The sequence below is a fragment of the Frigoribacterium sp. CFBP9029 genome, from assembly GCF_034045305.1.
Taxonomy (GTDB): domain Bacteria; phylum Actinomycetota; class Actinomycetes; order Actinomycetales; family Microbacteriaceae; genus Frigoribacterium.
This window is the reverse complement of the sequence record NZ_JAXCWB010000004.1, coordinates 94,537-110,414: the sequence shown is the minus strand read 5'-3', so window position 1 is coordinate 110,414 and position 15,878 is coordinate 94,537. Positions and strand designations below refer to the sequence as shown.

Annotated in this window: 18 protein-coding genes; 8 read left to right on the top strand and 10 right to left on the bottom strand. The window is 68.8% G+C overall.

What is annotated here, in order from left to right; all coding sequences use genetic code 11:
• Positions 1 to 35: 35 nt before the first annotated feature.
• Both SOM11_RS07140 and SOM11_RS07135 read left to right on the top strand, forming a co-directional pair.
• Positions 36 to 539 carry a hypothetical protein gene (locus tag SOM11_RS07140; RefSeq protein WP_320477629.1) on the top strand — a complete coding sequence of 168 codons (504 nt, stop codon included), beginning with the start codon at positions 36 to 38 and terminating at the stop codon, positions 537 to 539.
• Between the two features lie 91 nt (positions 540 to 630).
• Positions 631 to 1,458 (top strand): DUF2268 domain-containing putative Zn-dependent protease, encoded by an 828-nt coding sequence (locus SOM11_RS07135; protein WP_320477628.1) that lies wholly within the window; start codon positions 631 to 633, stop codon positions 1,456 to 1,458.
• 218 nt (positions 1,459 to 1,676) lie between these two features.
• On the opposite strand, the gene SOM11_RS07130 is transcribed toward SOM11_RS07135, so the two are convergent.
• Positions 1,677 to 2,447, bottom strand: coding sequence for a DUF6998 domain-containing protein (locus SOM11_RS07130; RefSeq protein WP_320477627.1), 771 nt, complete (start codon positions 2,445 to 2,447; stop codon positions 1,677 to 1,679).
• A 112-nt stretch (positions 2,448 to 2,559) separates the two neighbouring features.
• A complete protein-coding gene (locus tag SOM11_RS07125; RefSeq protein ID WP_320477626.1) occupies positions 2,560 to 3,087 on the bottom strand; it encodes a PH domain-containing protein in 528 nt (175 codons plus the stop codon).
• Between the two features lie 519 nt (positions 3,088 to 3,606).
• On the opposite strand from SOM11_RS07125, the gene SOM11_RS07120 reads away from it, so the two are divergent.
• The 4 genes from SOM11_RS07120 to SOM11_RS07105 all read left to right on the top strand — a co-directional run bounded on the left by SOM11_RS07120 (position 3,607) and on the right by SOM11_RS07105 (position 7,398).
• Positions 3,607 to 4,425: a hypothetical protein gene (locus SOM11_RS07120; protein WP_320477625.1), complete on the top strand. Its 819-nt coding sequence runs from the start codon at positions 3,607 to 3,609 to the stop codon at positions 4,423 to 4,425.
• Between the two features lie 288 nt (positions 4,426 to 4,713).
• Entirely contained in the window at positions 4,714 to 5,745 is a 1,032-nt protein-coding gene (locus tag SOM11_RS07115) for a DUF2510 domain-containing protein (protein ID WP_320477624.1), read from the top strand.
• 241 nt (positions 5,746 to 5,986) lie between these two features.
• Complete coding sequence (locus SOM11_RS07110) at positions 5,987 to 6,256, top strand: hypothetical protein (protein ID WP_243213677.1); 270 nt, start codon at positions 5,987 to 5,989, stop codon at positions 6,254 to 6,256.
• Between the two features lie 86 nt (positions 6,257 to 6,342).
• Entirely contained in the window at positions 6,343 to 7,398 is a 1,056-nt protein-coding gene (locus tag SOM11_RS07105) for a zinc-dependent alcohol dehydrogenase (RefSeq protein ID WP_320477623.1), read from the top strand.
• Positions 7,399 to 7,525: 127 nt separating this feature from the next.
• Here the strand turns inward: SOM11_RS07105 and SOM11_RS07100 are convergent, their stop codons facing one another.
• From SOM11_RS07100 to SOM11_RS07075, 6 genes are all read right to left on the bottom strand, one after another.
• Entirely contained in the window at positions 7,526 to 7,825 is a 300-nt protein-coding gene (locus tag SOM11_RS07100) for a hypothetical protein (RefSeq protein WP_320477622.1), read from the bottom strand.
• Between the two features lie 34 nt (positions 7,826 to 7,859).
• On the bottom strand, positions 7,860 to 8,480 hold the full coding sequence (locus SOM11_RS07095; RefSeq protein ID WP_320477621.1) for a hypothetical protein: 621 nt from the start codon (positions 8,478 to 8,480) through the stop codon (positions 7,860 to 7,862).
• 141 nt (positions 8,481 to 8,621) lie between these two features.
• Positions 8,622 to 8,933, bottom strand: coding sequence for a Dabb family protein (locus SOM11_RS07090; protein ID WP_320477620.1), 312 nt, complete (start codon positions 8,931 to 8,933; stop codon positions 8,622 to 8,624).
• A 163-nt stretch (positions 8,934 to 9,096) separates the two neighbouring features.
• Entirely contained in the window at positions 9,097 to 9,786 is a 690-nt protein-coding gene (locus tag SOM11_RS07085; protein ID WP_320477619.1) for an ABC transporter ATP-binding protein, read from the bottom strand.
• Positions 9,783 to 11,708, bottom strand: coding sequence for a hypothetical protein (locus SOM11_RS07080; protein ID WP_320477618.1), 1,926 nt, complete (start codon positions 11,706 to 11,708; stop codon positions 9,783 to 9,785). Before SOM11_RS07080 ends, SOM11_RS07085 begins: the two co-directional genes overlap by 4 nt.
• A 2-nt stretch (positions 11,709 to 11,710) precedes the next feature.
• Positions 11,711 to 11,992 carry a lactococcin 972 family bacteriocin gene (locus SOM11_RS07075; protein ID WP_320477617.1) on the bottom strand — a complete coding sequence of 94 codons (282 nt, stop codon included), beginning with the start codon at positions 11,990 to 11,992 and terminating at the stop codon, positions 11,711 to 11,713.
• Between the two features lie 357 nt (positions 11,993 to 12,349).
• On the opposite strand from SOM11_RS07075, the gene SOM11_RS07070 reads away from it, so the two are divergent.
• The gene (locus SOM11_RS07070; protein ID WP_320477616.1) at positions 12,350 to 12,700 is read left to right on the top strand and encodes an ABC transporter permease; all 351 of its coding nucleotides are present in this window, start codon (positions 12,350 to 12,352) and stop codon (positions 12,698 to 12,700) included.
• 51 nt (positions 12,701 to 12,751) lie between these two features.
• Here SOM11_RS07070 and SOM11_RS07065 read toward each other — a convergent pair whose 3' ends face one another.
• Positions 12,752 to 14,038, bottom strand: coding sequence for an MFS transporter (locus SOM11_RS07065; RefSeq protein WP_320477615.1), 1,287 nt, complete (start codon positions 14,036 to 14,038; stop codon positions 12,752 to 12,754).
• A 226-nt stretch (positions 14,039 to 14,264) separates the two neighbouring features.
• On the opposite strand from SOM11_RS07065, the gene SOM11_RS07060 reads away from it, so the two are divergent.
• Positions 14,265 to 14,684 (top strand): low molecular weight phosphatase family protein, encoded by a 420-nt coding sequence (locus tag SOM11_RS07060; RefSeq protein WP_320477614.1) that lies wholly within the window; start codon positions 14,265 to 14,267, stop codon positions 14,682 to 14,684.
• A gap of 110 nt (positions 14,685 to 14,794) precedes the next feature.
• Here SOM11_RS07060 and SOM11_RS07055 read toward each other — a convergent pair whose 3' ends face one another.
• Positions 14,795 to 15,808, bottom strand: coding sequence for a zinc-binding dehydrogenase (locus tag SOM11_RS07055; RefSeq protein WP_320477613.1), 1,014 nt, complete (start codon positions 15,806 to 15,808; stop codon positions 14,795 to 14,797).
• Between the last annotated feature and the right edge of the window lie 70 nt (positions 15,809 to 15,878).

Genomic DNA, 15,878 nt, shown 5'->3' with positions numbered 1-15,878 from the left:
TGTCGTGTGCGCCGTCACCGTGATGGAGGAGGAACGTGTCGAAGCCCAAGCGGCCACCGAAGCCGATCGAGCCGCTGACTGCTCGGCAGAAGCGCGACCTCAAGACGATGGGGATCTTCCTGCTCGTGGTCGTCGGGGGCATGGGCCTCTTCTTCGTGGCGATGCTCATCTGGAACGAACCCGACTTCCCCCAGGAGATCGCCGAATCGACACCCCACAGCATCTTCGAGACCGACGACGGCCGCCCGGGATCGTGGGAGTACCTCGATGAGAACCTCGAGACGCACCCTCTCGGCGAATGCGTGCGGATCGACGGGTGGCGCAATCAGCGGCCCTTCCAATGCACCTCGGCCGACGAATCACACGTCTTCACCTTCCGAGACCCGGGCGGACATACCGGCGGCGGCTTCCAGGACGAGGCCCTGACCGTCGACGGCCGAGACGTCCCCATCGAGTGCACCCTCGAGAACGACTGGGACGCCCTCATCTACTGCGCGCCCCTGTCGGCGATACCGTCGCCCGAAGCTCGGGCGCGGTGAGGGGCGTGAGCCGCTGACCCGCGCCTCCTCGGCTGGGGATCCGTTCCAACGAGACCGGCGGGCGGTGGACGGGCCGTGATGTGATGAGGGCATGTCCGACCGATCGACGGTGCCCGATTACCTCGCCCTGCTGAGACACGAGGCGGGGGTGGCCCGCGCGGCCGCGTGGGTCGACGAGTACGAGGCGGCGCATCCGGAGGTGTTCTCGGTCTACTACTCGGCGTGGGGCGACCGATCGGCTCGCGGTGAGGCTGCGGCGCTCGTCGAGACGCAGGCGGATGTCGTCCGACGCCGCGAGACCGCTACGTCTCTCGCCGTGCACGCCGTGGCCCGGCGACTGCGGGAGCTGGGCCTGATCGACGACGAGATCCCGCTCGTCATGCTCGTCGGAGGGCGCAGTGCGAACGGATGGGTCGCGAACTTCGACGGCGCCCCCACGCTGTTCGTCGCACTCGAGTACCTCGACGACTCGCTGGGCGACACCGCCCTGGTCGCCCACGAGGCGTCGCATGTCGTGCACGCGCGGCTCAACCCGACCTTCGACACCGAGACCCTGACGGGACGACTCGTCGCAGAGGGCATCGCCGTGGTCATGTCTCGACTGCTGGTGCCCGACGCGTCCGAGTCTCAGACGTTCTGGTTCGACGGGGCGCACGCCGATTGGGTCGAGGGGTGCCGTCGGGCGCGTCACCGCATCGGGGAGGTCGTCCGAGATGCGCGATCGGGGGACTCGGCGGCGCGTGAGTCGCTCTTCTCCCTGCGGCCTGTGGACGGCGTCCCGCCTCGCGCCGGTTACTGGGTCGCCGCGCAGATCGTTCTAGAGCTTGCGGCGACTGCGGCTTCGCTGCGGGACGTGATGCTGTGGACGGATGGTGAGGCCGAGGGGTTCGTGGTCCGGGGGCTCGCCGGCCTCCTCTGAGCGGGCGATTTGTCATCGATGCCCGCACCAAGATCGTACCTACGAGTGGCCGGTGCGGCACTTACGACGGGGTTGGGTGTATTCGTGGACCCGCAGCACGACGAGCGAGGGGTCGCTCGCTTCTCCAGCGGACGGCTCGGCTGCAGAGGCCGCGAGGATCTGGCCGGCGGGGGTCGACACACGCCAGCCATGTCAAAGTCGGTTCCGATCCCCGCAGGTCAGCGAGTTTGGCTGAGCATCGCACCCCAGGCCGCGTCGAAGTCGGCTGTTCGGTCGCGCCCGCGGGCCTTTGACGAGCGCACCTGGGCGACAGTGACGACCGTGCCGTTGGTGTGCTTCTTGTAGGACCCATGCTCGCGCACCTCGACCGGAGTCCATTCCCGTGCCGCGATGACTCTGCCAGCTTCATTGTCGATCACGATAAAGGCACATATGTCGAAATCGAATGACCGGACTGGCGAGAAGACGGCACCGCTCGCCATTCCCGGTCGAATAAGCCGGACTTTGACCTGCACCTTGCGACCCTCGACCGAGGTCAAGTCGTAGGACTTCTCCGAATTGGGCGCCAGGAGTCCGTCATAGACCATCGCCGCGCAGTACTCGGCGAGGTCGCCGACGGGAGCGTTGTTAGTCCGGACCAGGTTTCGGGCGCGTAGTTCTAGCAGCACTTGGGAGTAGGTGTCGAGTAACTCCCCAACGCTTAGTCGCGCGAGTGGCGTCGCGTCTGGCGACGTGGCACCAGCGATTCCCTGTGAACTTAAGAATGGCGGGGACGTCGGTTCCGTCGTCTCGAGGTGCTCCGGCGAGTGAATGGGCCGGGTCTCTCCGAACCGTGCGGTCAGAATCGCGACTTGCTCAGCGGTCAGACTCCATGGCTGACCCTTCTCGATCGGATGCCGCCAACCTCGCTCTCGCATCCAGCGACGCATCTCCTTCTGGTCGGCACCGATCTGCGCAGCTAGCTCTGGAACGGATCGCGTGTCACTCATGCTCGAACCGTAATGGCCTCCTGGTCAACCATGTCACTGGGGATGCTCCCGTCTAGTCGCATGGCACTGAGGGTCGAACTCGGGGACGGAATCGCGTGAGCCTGACTGCGAATCAGAGGCGCGAGAGAAGTTCCGCCTTCTTGATCTCGAAGTCATCGGGGGTGATGACGCCCGCATCCCTCAATCCCCCTAGCTGCTTGAGCAACTTGATGACATCAAGGGCGGGCGCAGACTCGGTAGGCACTGTATTCATCGACTCGGCAGTGCGATGTTTGGAGTTCATAGCTTCCTTGACGACATCGATGAATGCAGCGAAGTCGGTTGCAGGCTGCAGCCATTTCACCTGCACGGCATTTCCAGATGCATGGAAAGCAATGTGATGGCCCATCATCGACTTGCCGTGCTCAAAAGACGAGATGTTCCCGAACGGGAACGACTCCAGCTCGAATCCACCTAGTTTCTTCGCGTAGAAGACCACGCGTCGATCTGTCGCGATCAACACGCCATTCCTGACGCTGTCTGAGCCCATGACCTTGGTTTCGTATGCTCCCATGACGGCAGCGCGAACCTCCTCGCCTTGCTCAAGGTGCGGTGCTGCTTGTTCGAGAAGCTTGTCGGCTTTGCCCATCGTGACTCCCATGTCTTGAGCCCCTTGGGCTTCGATCAACTTATCGTGCAAACACCAGGACAAGCTCTCGAGGTGAGACCGCGGAGGACTGCCCTCAGTCAGATGGAATGCTCATGCCGGCGTGGCCGCGCAGATGGCGACTAAGCGAGACGATGAGCGAACGTGCCCGAACTGGGGCTGTAAGAGGTGAGGATCGCTCCTAGGCTTGATGGGTGTCAATGAGCTCACCACCACGCAGCAAGACGTGCGGCATCCAGACTGGGCGCACGTTCTTCCAGATTCCGGCTGTCTGAACGCGTGGGCATCTACATACGCGAGGACATCAGAACGGGGCCGTTCCGCTTCGTTGCCCGCAAGACCGCAGTTGGCGTCAGCACAGTTTTGCCGGGTTCTGGCACAGGCGCAGCGCCACGCGTCAACTACGTGACGATGGACGCCGGGGGCCTGACGTATCGGACCACACGTGCCAGGGCGGAGCGGTCGAGGCGACCCGCGCCTCCTCGGGGGTCGACTGCGCCGGCGCAGGTCGAGATGAAGGACGTCACCGGGGCCACCATCCACGAGCTCGTGCCGACGGGGCGGGGTGACATCGTCGAGCAGCTCAACAGCGCCGCCGGTCACCGGTCGTGGCTCTGGGTCATCGCCGCACTGCTCTTCGTGGCAGGGCTCGTGCTGGCGCCGTGGGGATGGGCGCTCTCGGCTGCCGCAGCGGCGGCGCTCGTGTTCTTCCTGCTGCGGGACCAGGTCAAGAGCCGCGTGGTCGTCTTCTACGACGTCGACGGAGCGGACGAGCGCTGGTTCGAGTCGCTGATCGATACGACGAAGATCGCCGCCGGCTCGCAGAGGATCTGGCGCGTGCTCGAGTCGGGGCAGGTCGTGACCACCCGCCAACACAAGACCAACGCCGGCGCCGCGAATCTGATCAATCGAATCGTGGCGGGCGTGAGCTTCGACGCTCCGCGTCATCTCGCGACCAACATCACGGTGCCGACCATCACGGCAGGCAGTACGAGCCTGCACTTCCTCCCCGACCGGATACTCGTCAAAGACGGCCGGCACTACGCCGACGTCGCATACGGCGACCTCTTCAGTGGTGCCACGACCACACGCTTCATCGAGGCGGCCGGGGCGGCGCCCCGCGACGCGCAGAAGGTCGACCGGACGTGGCAGTACGTCAACGTCAAAGGCGGACCCGACCGTCGCTACTCGAACAACCCCGAGCGCTCGGTCATGCTCTACGGGCAGCTGGAGATGTCGTCGCAGGGCGGGCTGTATTGGAAGATGCAGACCTCTGCGACGCACGTGGCTGCTCAGCTGAACGCGGCGCTGCGGGCGGCGCCGCGGCACTGATCTGGGCCTCGGGCCACGGGGTGACCCTGTCGAAGGATCACCCGACCCGTGACCCCAGCGGGGCCGGTCAGCTCGGGGCGCGAAATGGGGTCACGAGATTTGCTCGCGTTTGCCTTATCTTTAGGCAGAGCAGACAGCGTCGGGTCAACCCAGAGGCCTCCGCGTTGCTGTCTCGGACCTCCGGGGGGACGTTCTCGCGTGCACTCGCCGCGTGCCCCCGTGGTCTTTCATCTCCCCACGCTCGATGTAGTGGCATTGCCACTTCGACACGACCCGAAAGATCGAACCATGCCCCAGGAAACTCCCGCCGGATGGTATCCAGCACCCCACGCCAACAACGAGATGCGCTACTGGGACGGACAAGGCTGGCAGGACGCCGGCCCGACCGCTGCGGATGCGCCGACGACGCCTATGCCGAGTCTCCAGGCGGAACAGACGACGCTCGCTGAGCCGATCCAAGCCCCGCAAGCCCCCCTGGGGTCTCGAGCCCGGGGCATCGCGATCGCAGCCCTGATCATCGGCATCGCAGCCTTTCTGACGGGCCTCGTTCCCGTTCTCGGTCTCCTGTTGGCTCTGGCAGGCGTTACCTTGGCCATCCTGGCGCTGGTGAGAAGGCAGCCGAAGGGCCTGGCGATCACGGGACTCGCTCTCGGCAGCGTCGCCCTGCTCACCGGAATCATCGCGACGACCGTCGGACTGGCTGGCCCGAGCACGACCCCTACAGCAGCAGACGTGACCGACTCCGCCGACGCCACGTCGGAAGTCAGCCCCGCCGCGGAGCCGACGGAGGAACCGCCTGTCACCGAAGCGGCGGAGGCGGAATCGGCGGAGGAAGCTCCTGTGGCCGAGGCAGCCGAGCCGGAGCCCGAGCCCGCGGTGAGCGAGGCAGCCGCCGCCAGCGGCACCATCGAGAATCCCTCTCCTCAGCCTTACGTCGCCACGGGGCTCTTCGGCGGCGAGAAGTACAGCCTGACCGCGCGGATCGTCGACGCGAACGCCAATGCGCTCGTCATGCAGTGGAACATGTTCAACAGCGAAGCTCCGGCAGGCTTCAAGTACGTCGTCACAGAACTCGTCATGACGGGGATCGACCCCGACGGCGTCGAGCCGTCCCTGGCGTCGTACGACCTTTCGCTGGCGACACCCGAGGGCAACCAGTACGACGGCGAGTACATCATCTTCGGCGACGGAATGCCGTCGATGGACGATGGCCCCACGCTGTATCCCGGCACGTCCTTCACCGGGTACACGGCATACATCGTGCCGGAGAGCGCACAGTCGTTCCTGCTCCACGACAACGGCGAGTACGTCGCGTTCTAGCTGATCGAGAATGCCGCCGAGGCGGCTGTGATCGCCTTCACGCGGTGACCACGATCCGCTCACGCGGAACTCCGTCGCCCGGGGGAGATCGCTGAGCATCTGGTCCAACGGGTCGCATCGCTCGTCGGGCGTGTTCTACCGTCTTCGGAGTGAGCCGAACGACACACGGATCCCACCGCGGAGGACGCAGAACGATGACCTGTGACGAGACGGGCACCCGCAGTCACCCGGGGAGTCTCTCATGACGAACTGGCTGCGGGCGCTCGCTCCCGTCGCCCTGACGGCGATCGCCCTGGTCGTCTTCTTCACCGGCGACAGCACCGTGGGGATGCTCCTGATCGTGGCCGCACTGGGCTCCGCCTTCTCGACCGGCACGCGCCTCCTGGGACACCCGTCGACAGGCCACGCACAAGAGGTCGACGCCGCCGCGGTCCGGGCCTATCGCCGATCCCACCCGGGCACCACCATCAGCGAGGCCGTCCGGGCCGTGGGGGAGGATGCTCGACCGTGACCACCCGGACGGGGCGATGTCTCGTCGGCCCGACCCGCGCCTCCTGGGTAGGGCGACAGGTGTCGGCTAGGGATAGTTTGGAGGGCATGACTGAGCTGCCTGCCCGCACACGTTTCGTCACCGTCGATGCCGAGCGATCGGTCGCCTTCGCCGACGCTGAGCTCGAGGCTCCGGGGGAGCGGCAGGTCGTCGTGCGGATCCGGTACACGGGCGTGTGCGCGACCGATACTCACGGGTGGGCGTCGGGCGGGCTGATCCCTCCGGCGGTGTTCGGCCACGAATGGACCGGCACCGTGGTCGCCGCCGGCCCCGGCGTCACCACCGTCGCCGGGGGAGACCGCGTCGTCGCCAGCGTCGGCCCGCCCTGCGGCAGCTGCGCCATGTGCCGAGCCGGACACCCCGACCACTGCGACACCGCCTTCGCCGAAGCCAACGGCGTATCGGACGGCGCCCCCTCGCACGGCGCCTTCGCCGAGCACGTCACCGTCGACGAACGCCGCGTGCAGCGCGCCCTCGACGGCCTCACCGACAAGCAGCTCGGACTCGTCGAACCCACCGCCGTCACGTTCCACGCCGTCCGCCGCGCCGGCCAGCGCCTCGGCGACGTCGTCGTGATCCAGGGCGCCGGCCCGATCGGCCTGCTCACCGCGCAGCACGCCCGCCACTCGGGTGCCGGAGCCGTCGTGATCGTCGAGCCGATGGAGGCGCGGCGCGAGACCGCCCGCCGGCTCGAATTCACCGACGTCCACGAGCCGGGCGCCGCATTCGAGTCGCGCGTGCTCGCGCTCACCGACGGCCTCGGCGCCGACGTGCTCTACGAATGCACGGGCGCAGCGCCCCTCTTCCAGCCGAGCGCCGAGCTGGTCCGCCGCGGAGGCACCCTCGCCCTGCTCGGCTACCCGATGACCACCTCGGAGGTCTCGTACGGCGACTGGCAGAGCCGGGAGCTCACCGTCGTCGGCAGCCTCGCGTACACGCACTCGGACTTCGTCGGCGCGATGCGGGCGCTCGCGGACGGGTCGGTCGATGCGGGGCCGCTGATCACGGGGACGGTCGGGCTCGACGAGCTGCCGGGGCTGCTGGCGGAGCTCGATGGCGGGAAGACCCGGCACGCGAAGGTGCTGGTCGCGCCGAACGGGTGACGTCGTCATCTAGGTGACTCAATGCGGGGGTAGAGGTGGGTTGGGGGCGCGTTTCGGGGCACTTCGATCGCCTCGGGGGGTGACCCGCGCCTCCTCGGCTGGGGTCGAGGGTGAGGGGCCCTGGGGCTCAGGACTCGAGGAGGCGCCACTCGCGCGCGAACTCGGCGACGCTCTTGGTCTCGAGGTCGTTCCGCACCGTGGCGAGGAGCCGATCGGCCTCCTCGAGCGTGCCCGCCCCGGTGCGGAGGACCTCGCGTCCCGTGTCGCGGCGCGTCACGACCAGGTCGACGCCCCCGGTCGCCGCGGCCCCGTCTCCCGTCAGCAGGCTGCCGATCAACCCGGCGATCAGACGACGCGTCCGCCCCCGCGCGGGGTCTCGCTGCTGATCGAGCCGCGCGTCGAGAGCGGCGCTCGCGGGCTCGGTCACGATCGCCGCACCTCGGCGTCGGTGCGTCGAGGAGTCACGACACGCCACGGGGGTGGTCGGGCACGCGGCGTGTGTCGACTCCTCGAGGGGGAGACCCGCCGGCGGCGTCGAGCAGGGCGGTGAGGGCCTCGTCTCGCGTGGGGAAGCGGCCGTAGTCGACCTCACGGGGTGTGGTGGCCGTCCAGTCCCCGACGCGCGAGCACAGGAGGACGCCGATGTGGTCGGTGAGGAAGCCGTGCTCGTCGGTGGCGGGCGAGGTGAACACGTCGTAGAACGTCGGGCCGTCGTCGTTCTCGAGCCAGTCGGCGCTCGGGCGGAGCAGGGTCCCGCGGAGACCCGCCTCGAGGGCACCGCCTCGCTCGGCGAACGACTCGGCTCGTCGGTCGACCCCGCGTCTGAGTCGCCAGAAGTCGAGCCATCGGCCCGCTCGGGCTCGCGTGAGCGCGTCCTTCAGGGCGGCGGACTCGAACGCGTAGAGACTCGTCCCACCCCAGACCGCGGCTCGCTCGTCGGTCGCCCAGACGCGGTAGCCGACGTAGTCGTCACCGGTCACGACGACCGTGTCCATCACGTTGCCGTGGTCCTCGAAGATCTTCAGGCGCAGCTTCTCGGCGTCGCGCAGCGCGACCAGTTCTTCTCGCGTCAGGTCTGGCATTCGTGGTCCCCCGGAGCGGGCGGCGGTGGACGCCGCACCCCTCCCATCCTGTCAGGCCGGCGAGGCGGCGCGCGGGGTCATGCACCCGTGGGGGAGGCGCGACCTGCGCCTCCTGGGCTGGGGCACCGCGGGTCGACGACGCTACGCCGCGATGTCGAACACGACCACCCGCGCCGACGCGTCGCGCAGGTACGCCGACACCGGCTGATGCGACGGGTGCGGCAGATAGCCGTCGAGCGCGGCCCGATCGCGGAACCGCACGACGAGCATCCACTCGAACCTGGCCTCGAGGCGCTCGCCGCCGACGCTCTCGCCGCTCGACACGGAGAGCACGCCGTCGATGCGGGGGAGGTGCTCGCGCGAGAGGCGCGACGCCTGCTCGGCCACATCGGTCGGCGCCCCGTCGGCCCACTCGACCAGGACCACGTGCACCAGCTCGTCCGTCACGGTCATGCGCGCATCCTCACGTCGGTGACGCCGCCGACCGCGACGTCTGGTCGATCCTGGCACGCGGGGCCGGCTACGACGCCAGGTTGTGGACACGACGCCGGGTTTAAGGCTGGCGTCGTGTCCATCTCCTGGCGTCGTGGCGGGCGGGGTGCGGGCTCGGTGCTCGTCAGCCACCGACGCCTGAGCGCGTCGCCATCCCGAGCTCGACTCGGCGCGTCGACCAGTGGACGACGGCTGGATCGTGCGTGGCGACCACCACGATCGAGCCCGATTCGCGGAGCGTGTCGAGTGCATCGAGCACCCGCACGGTGCCCGCCGTGTCGAGGGCGGACGTGGGCTCGTCGGCGACGACCAGCGCGGGCCGCTGGGTCAGGAGGCGCGCGACGGCGAGTCGCTGACGCTCGCCTCCGCTGAGTGTCGACGCCCTGACGTCGGCCTGATGGTCGAGGGCCATCGTGTCGAGGGCGGCCCGCGTCCGGCTCCGACGCTCTGCGGCGGAGACCCCCGTCGGGCGGACGACGGTCACGTTCTGCGTCACCGTCCACTCGGGGACGACGTTGCCGTCTTGCAGCAGGACACCGCAGACGTCCCGCAGGAACGCCCTCTGGTCCCGTGTCGAGTGTTCACTCACGGCTCTCCCTTCGAACGCGACCGACCCGGTGGTCGGCCGCACGAGACCGGTCAGGCAGGCGAGCAACGAGGACTTGCCGCTACCGTTCGGCCCGACCACGGCGACAGCGGAGCCGGACTCGGCCGAGAACGACAGATCCGTCCAGAGGAGTCGCCCGCCTCTCGTGAGTGAGAGGTCGGACACCCGGAGCCGGGGGTCGTTCTCGATCGTGGTCGACGGTGTCATAGGACCAACTTCTCTCGGGAGCGCCGTAGCACTCGTGACCAGGTGCGACCTCGCGTGAGGGCGATGGTCGTGGTCGTCGTCGCCAGATCGACGATGACGACAGCGGCGATGATCAGCCCGGTGATGCCGGGCGTGACGCTCGGGAACACCAGGCCGGCGAGGGTCGCGACCCCTGCCGTAGCGAGTGTGGTGGAGGCTGTGAAGGGCAGGTCGATCATCCACGGGCGTCTTCCGCTGAGTTTCAGCACGCGGACCTCGTTCATCCGTCGTCGACAGAAGGCTGACGCAGAGGCGGCCACGCCGGTGAGGACCGTGGCAAGGCTTCCGGCGGCTGCTGTCAACGCCAGACGACCGTCGGCGGCGGCCTCCTTCGAGGCCTGTGCGAACTCGTCACCGGATCGTTGCCACGCGGTGATCAGTCCGCCCGCACCCGCGTCGTGCAGTCGTGATTCGATCTCTGATGGATCATCGAAGAGCACGTACCCGTTCATCGCCGAGATAGCCAGCATCGTGTCGGGCAGGAGATCGAGGGGCACTGTCAGCACCGCCTCGAGGGGCAGCTCGCCGTCATCCAGCGGGACCGCCGCACGCTCGGCGACCGTCGGGGCGGACGAGACGGTCGCTCTGGCATGGATGTAGGGCGGGGGCGCGTCGCCGGCCACCGTCCAACTCGGTGCGAGCGTCTCATCGAAGGCGGCCTGGATCGCGGCCGCATCGGTCTCCTCGGCCCCCGTCTCCAGGGAGACGACATGTGTCGAGTGGCCCGCGGACGTCAGCGTGGACGGCGGATCTGACAGGGTGATGAGGACGGCGGGCAGCATTCCGGCGTCCGACAGCGTCGCGCGACCTGCCGCGAGCTCCTCACGCGCGAGCGGTCCGAGAGCGTCGTCGAACGCTGGTTCGGTCACCCCTGCCACGCCGACCCCCATCCCGAACCGGTCGGCCGTGTCGAGATGCGAGCGGGCCCACGATTCGATGCGGAGCGAGGTCGCCTGAGCGGTGGCTCCGACAGAGAGGGCGACCGTGAGCAGGGCCACCGCCGCGAGTCGGAGACCGAGCGGTGCGATCTGCTCCGTTCGACGAGACGCGCCTCCTGACCGCGCCTCGAAGACCCGACCGGGAGTCGGGGCTGCGCTCACGAGGGCGTGGACGACGATGACGAAGCCGGTGGGGACCAGAGCGCCGGCGATGAGTGGAAGGACGACCTCGGGCGATCTGAACCGGCCGATGAATCCCCACGCGCAGATCGCCACGACGACATGGATCGCGACGATGACCGCGGTCATCGTCGCGATCTCGACGAGACGACGCTGCCTGATCCGCAGCGCCGTCCAGCCGGTCAGGACCCGCAGGGCGTCGGCTTTCGAGCGTCGGGCGTTCTCGTGCAGAGCGGTCGAGACGAGGATCGCAAGTGTCGTGCCGAGGAGCAGCAGAGCCGAGGAGGTGCTGGTCACGAAGGCGAGGGAGCTCGCGAGCGAGATGTGGACGCGCTGGGTCTCGAAACCCGCGGCCGACAGCTCGTCGAGGAGCCTGTCGTACAGAGGGCCTGTCGCGCTGGTCGTGTAGTAGCCGCGGAGGTCACTCGGAGCCGCGTCGGTGACCGGTTCGATCGTGTAGCGAAGCCAGGGGGTCACCGGGAGTTCGACCGTGCCCCTGAAGGAGATGAGCCTGGTCGTCGTGTCGGGGTTCTGGGGGTCGGCCGCGGTGAGGAGCACGTCGACGTCGAGGCGCTGCGCGATAGAGGAGATCCGAGCCGCCGATTCGTCCGCGTTCGGCCCGGCCGGCAGCCCTCCGATGACGAACGTCGGTCCTGCCGCCGAGCTGCCGTAGCTCTCGTACGCGGCGAGAGTTTGAAGGGCGAGGGCACCAGAGAGGAACATCGCTGCCACGACCGCCAGGACGGTCGTGGCAGCGAAGCGCATGGTCAGCCGACGTCCCAGAACGCGGTGTTGCCGCCCTTGCTCTTGCTTCGCGCGGCGGTTGCGAGGACTCCCGGGTTCTTCCAGCCCGAGCGCGCGCACAGGCGGTCTTTGGTACAGGCCGTCGAGTGGTGCGAACGAGATGCGTGCTGGTACTTGGAGTAGACGGTCGACGATGTCGTTCCGTACTGCCAGTATCCGCCCCCGACGTAGGTGGATGCGCGGGTGGTGGGAGCGTCGGCGTCAGCGGACCCTGACCTTTCCGCTGAGACGGCGACGGGCGCCATCGGAGCTGAATTGGCAGGCGTGACGATGCCAGCCGTGAGCGTGAACGCTGCTGCGAGGCCTGCGACGAGCCGCACCGTCGTTCTCTTTCGAGTGGCGAATTTACCCATTACTGAGACTCCATTCGATCAAGCTGTCCAGGAATTGGAGCAGCCCGACCATCGTCTCATTAAATTGCACGTCCGTCATTAATAACTTCTGTGTCTGAAAAATACAAATTGATATTTGAGCCCTTGCGACGATGTGAGCCTGAAGCGCCTCGTTTCCGAGCGGATCATCGAGAACACGGCGAATAGTCGCCCTGACTCGCTGACCGCGCGTCCGTACCGCGGACGCGCGCCGACCGGGCTCCGTCGTGGGTGCTCCTCGCCTTGGCGTCGCTCAGCGCCGCGACCGCGATGTACCTGTCCGTTCAGGCGAGGGCACCGGAGATCGCCCTGCGACGGGCGCTCGGGGCGAGCCGGTCGTCGGTCTGGCGCATGTTCACCCTCGAGGGCCTCATCATCGGGGCGGCCGGCGGCGTCGCGGGAGGTGTGACGGGACTCTGCGGCGTGCTGATCGTCTGCGCGGCACAGCGGTGGACGCCGACGCTCGACATCCGGATCGTCGTCGTCGGACTCGTGGCGGGGTGCGTCACCGGCGTGCTGTCGGCCACCTACCCGGCTCTGGTGGCCGCTCGGGCGAACCCTGCCAGCGCGATCCGCGGCTGACGGGTCTCGGGGAGGCGAGGCCGCCCGCCGGGGTGACCCGCGCCTCCTCGGCTAGGCGTCGGCCGGCAGCGCCCGGAAGGCTCGCAACGCGGGGCTCGACAGGCAGATCAGGGCGCAGACGACGAAGCCGGCGCTCCCGATCGCGACGGACGCCTGCAGCCCGAGGAGGCCCGCGACGGCACCCCCCGCGAGGGCCCCCACCGGGTCGACGCCCCACGACACGAAGCGAGCCGTGCCGGCGACCTTCGACAGATGCTGAGCGGGGAAGAGCGCCTGACGCATCGTTCGACCGATGATCAGGTTGATGACGATGCAGATCTCGAAGACGGCGAAGACGACGGACACGATGACGGCCGCGGGCACACCCGATGTCAGCCCGGCGAGGGGCAGCGCGAGGCCGGCCACGGCGATGAGGCCGAATGAGGCGGTGAGGGTCTTGCCCAGCCCCGCGGCTCGCGTGACGCGATCGGCGAACACCGAGCCGACGATGCCCACGACGACCGGGAGGACGAAGACGAGGCCGAGGAGCGTCGGGGACATGTCGAGGATCTGCAGGGCGTAGACCGCGAAGACGGCGAGGATCCAGGAGTCGAAGAAGTTGTAGACGGTCGCCGCCAGGAGCACGACACGCTGCGGGGCCTGCCTCCAGATGAGGCGGAAGCCCAGCGCGATCTCGGCGAGATGCTCGCGGAGGATGCCTCTTTGCGAGGTCGCGGCCTCGTCGACGTCGGGTCGGCGCCCCAGAGGCAGCCCGACGAGCATGATCGAGCTGAACAGATACGTGGCCGCGTTGATCGCCACGATGAACGGCGCGCCGAGCGCGGACAGGAGCGCACCGGCTCCTGCGGGCCCGGCGGACTCCGTCACGGACAGGCCGCCCTCGATCCAGGAATTCGCGCGGACGAGACTCCTCGCGGGCACCACCGCCGGGATGGCTGCCGCCATGGCGCTCTCGTACAGCAGGGTGAGCGCCCCGACGACGAACAGGACGAGCGCGAGGATCGGCCAGGTCAGGCTCCCGGCCAGCAGGAGGACCAGCACCAGGACGAACGCCGCCAGGCGACCGATGTTGCAGAGGTGCAGCAGGAGCGTCCTGTCGGCGCGGTCGGCCACGACGCCTGCCGAGAGCGCGACGAACAAGGGGGCGGCGAGACCCGCCGCCACGACCCAGCTGACCTGGACAGCCGAGAGACCCAGCACCGTCACGCCGATCACGGGGACGATGAACGTGATCATCGAGGAGCCCGTGTTCGACACGAAGTCGCCGATCCAGAGTCGGAAGAAGCCCGTGCCGCGGAGAGGGGCGGTGGGGCGTGGGGGGTCTGCCGTCGTCGTCATTCGTCGTATCCGTCTGTGCTGCTGCGGTGGCGGGCTGTCCGCCTCGACGGTAGTGATAACGTGCGCTTTTGTCTAGCCGGGTGGGGAGGGGATGGTGCCGGGGCGTCGAGGAGTCACGACTCGCCGCGGGGAGTGGGGGAGGCGCGGCGTGTCTCGACTCGTGGACGGGGCGGGCCTGGGGGAGGCGGGGCGCGCCTCCTCGGGGGCTGCGGCCTACTGTGAGCTCATGACTTCGACGGCTCCCTCGGTCCTGTTCGTCTGCCGGAAGAACGGCGGCAAGTCGCAGATGGCCGCAGGCCTCATGCGACACGTCGCCGGCGACGCGGTGCACGTCGAGTCGGCGGGCACCGCACCGGGCAGCGCTCTCAACGCCCAGTCGGTCGAGTCGCTCGGCGAGCTCGGCATCTCGCTCGACGGCGAACAGCCCAAGGCGATCACCGACGAGATGGTGCGCGACGCCGACCTGATCGTCGTCCTCGGCGAGGAGGCACGGGTCGAGGACCCCGCCGGCACCCCCGTCGAGACCTGGATCACCGACGAGCCGTCGCTCCGCGGCATCGAGGGGATGGAGCGCATGCGGCTGGTGCGCGACGACATCCGCGGCCGCGTCGAGGAGCTGCACGCGCGGCTTCTGCGCGACGCGTAGGCGGCGCCGCGGCTCGAGGAGTCACGACACGCCCCGCGCCTCAGGGGGCTCGCGGCGTGTCGTGACTCTTAGACGGGAGGGGGAGGGGGAGTGGAGCGCACCCCACAGCCCTACTCGGGCCAGGCGGCGAGCAGCACCTTGCCGCTCACCGACGAGTCCTTCGCCACGTCGAACGCGTGCTCGGCGGCATCGGTGCCGATCACGTGCGTCACGACCGCCTCGAGCGAGGGCGTCGACGCCAGGATCCGCACGGCCTCGTCGATCTCGTCGACGAAGCGGAACACCCCGAGCACCGACAGCTCCTTCGAGATGGCCGGCGCGAGGTTCACCGGGCGCTCCTCGTTCGGCATCATGCCGACCTGCGCCACCGTGCCCTGACGGCGTGCGGCGACGAACGCCGCGCTGACCGCCTTCGCCGCACCCGAGCACTCGAGCACCACGTCGAACGAGTCCGCCGGCACCTCGTCGACCCCGAGTCGCAGGGCCTCGTCGGCGCCGATCGCCAGCGCCCGGCTCAGCGGCCCCGGCAGCAGGTCGACCACGGTCACGCTCGCCGCACCGCGGGCCTTCGCCGCCGCCGCCGCGAGCAGACCGATCGGCCCGGCACCCGAGACGAGCACCCGCGCGCCCGTCACATCACCGACGCGGGTCAGAGCGTGCAGCCCCACCGCCAGCGGCTCGGCCAGCGCCGCACGCTGCAGCGGCAGACCCTCGGGCAGCACGCGGATCATGCCGGCGTCGACCACGAGGTACTCGCTCAGCGCGCCCTGAGTGTGCGGATGCGTCGACGCGCTGCCGAGGTACGACCCCCCGCGCCGCAGGTGCGGAGCGTTCTCGAGACCGGGCTCGTCCGCGCCGAAGCGGGCGGGGTGCACGGTCACCGGGGTGCCCGGCGCGAGACGCCCGCTCGGGTCGACGTCGACCCGGCCCGAGAGCTCGTGGCCGGGGGCGAGAGGCTCCTCGACGACGAACGCACCGTTGGCACCCTCGAAGTAGTAGTGCAGGTCGGACCCGCAGATGCCGACGTAGTCGACCCGGATCCGCACCTCCCCCTCGGCGGGCTCGGGCATCGCCACCTCGCGCTCGGTCAGGACATGGGCGGAATCGATCTGGATGGTCTTCATGCTGGTTCTCTCTGGGGTCTGCGGGGGCACGGAGCAGGGGAGGAGCCGAGGAGGCGCGGCGCGAGACCGC

Coding starts and splice junctions, on each gene's coding strand:
- SOM11_RS07135 (WP_320477628.1), top strand. CDS start 631: ATGTCCGACCGATCGACGGTGCCCGATTACCTCGCCCTGCTGAGACAC.
- SOM11_RS07130 (WP_320477627.1), bottom strand. CDS start 2,447: ATGAGTGACACGCGATCCGTTCCAGAGCTAGCTGCGCAGATCGGTGCC.
- SOM11_RS07125 (WP_320477626.1), bottom strand. CDS start 3,087: ATGGGAGTCACGATGGGCAAAGCCGACAAGCTTCTCGAACAAGCAGCA.
- SOM11_RS07120 (WP_320477625.1), top strand. CDS start 3,607: ATGAAGGACGTCACCGGGGCCACCATCCACGAGCTCGTGCCGACGGGG.
- SOM11_RS07115 (WP_320477624.1), top strand. CDS start 4,714: ATGCCCCAGGAAACTCCCGCCGGATGGTATCCAGCACCCCACGCCAAC.
- SOM11_RS07110 (WP_243213677.1), top strand. CDS start 5,987: ATGACGAACTGGCTGCGGGCGCTCGCTCCCGTCGCCCTGACGGCGATC.
- SOM11_RS07105 (WP_320477623.1), top strand. CDS start 6,343: ATGACTGAGCTGCCTGCCCGCACACGTTTCGTCACCGTCGATGCCGAG.
- SOM11_RS07095 (WP_320477621.1), bottom strand. CDS start 8,480: ATGCCAGACCTGACGCGAGAAGAACTGGTCGCGCTGCGCGACGCCGAG.
- SOM11_RS07090 (WP_320477620.1), bottom strand. CDS start 8,933: ATGACCGTGACGGACGAGCTGGTGCACGTGGTCCTGGTCGAGTGGGCC.
- SOM11_RS07085 (WP_320477619.1), bottom strand. CDS start 9,786: ATGACACCGTCGACCACGATCGAGAACGACCCCCGGCTCCGGGTGTCC.
- SOM11_RS07080 (WP_320477618.1), bottom strand. CDS start 11,708: ATGCGCTTCGCTGCCACGACCGTCCTGGCGGTCGTGGCAGCGATGTTC.
- SOM11_RS07075 (WP_320477617.1), bottom strand. CDS start 11,992: ATGGCGCCCGTCGCCGTCTCAGCGGAAAGGTCAGGGTCCGCTGACGCC.
- SOM11_RS07065 (WP_320477615.1), bottom strand. CDS start 14,038: ATGACGACGACGGCAGACCCCCCACGCCCCACCGCCCCTCTCCGCGGC.
- SOM11_RS07060 (WP_320477614.1), top strand. CDS start 14,265: ATGACTTCGACGGCTCCCTCGGTCCTGTTCGTCTGCCGGAAGAACGGC.
- SOM11_RS07055 (WP_320477613.1), bottom strand. CDS start 15,808: ATGAAGACCATCCAGATCGATTCCGCCCATGTCCTGACCGAGCGCGAG.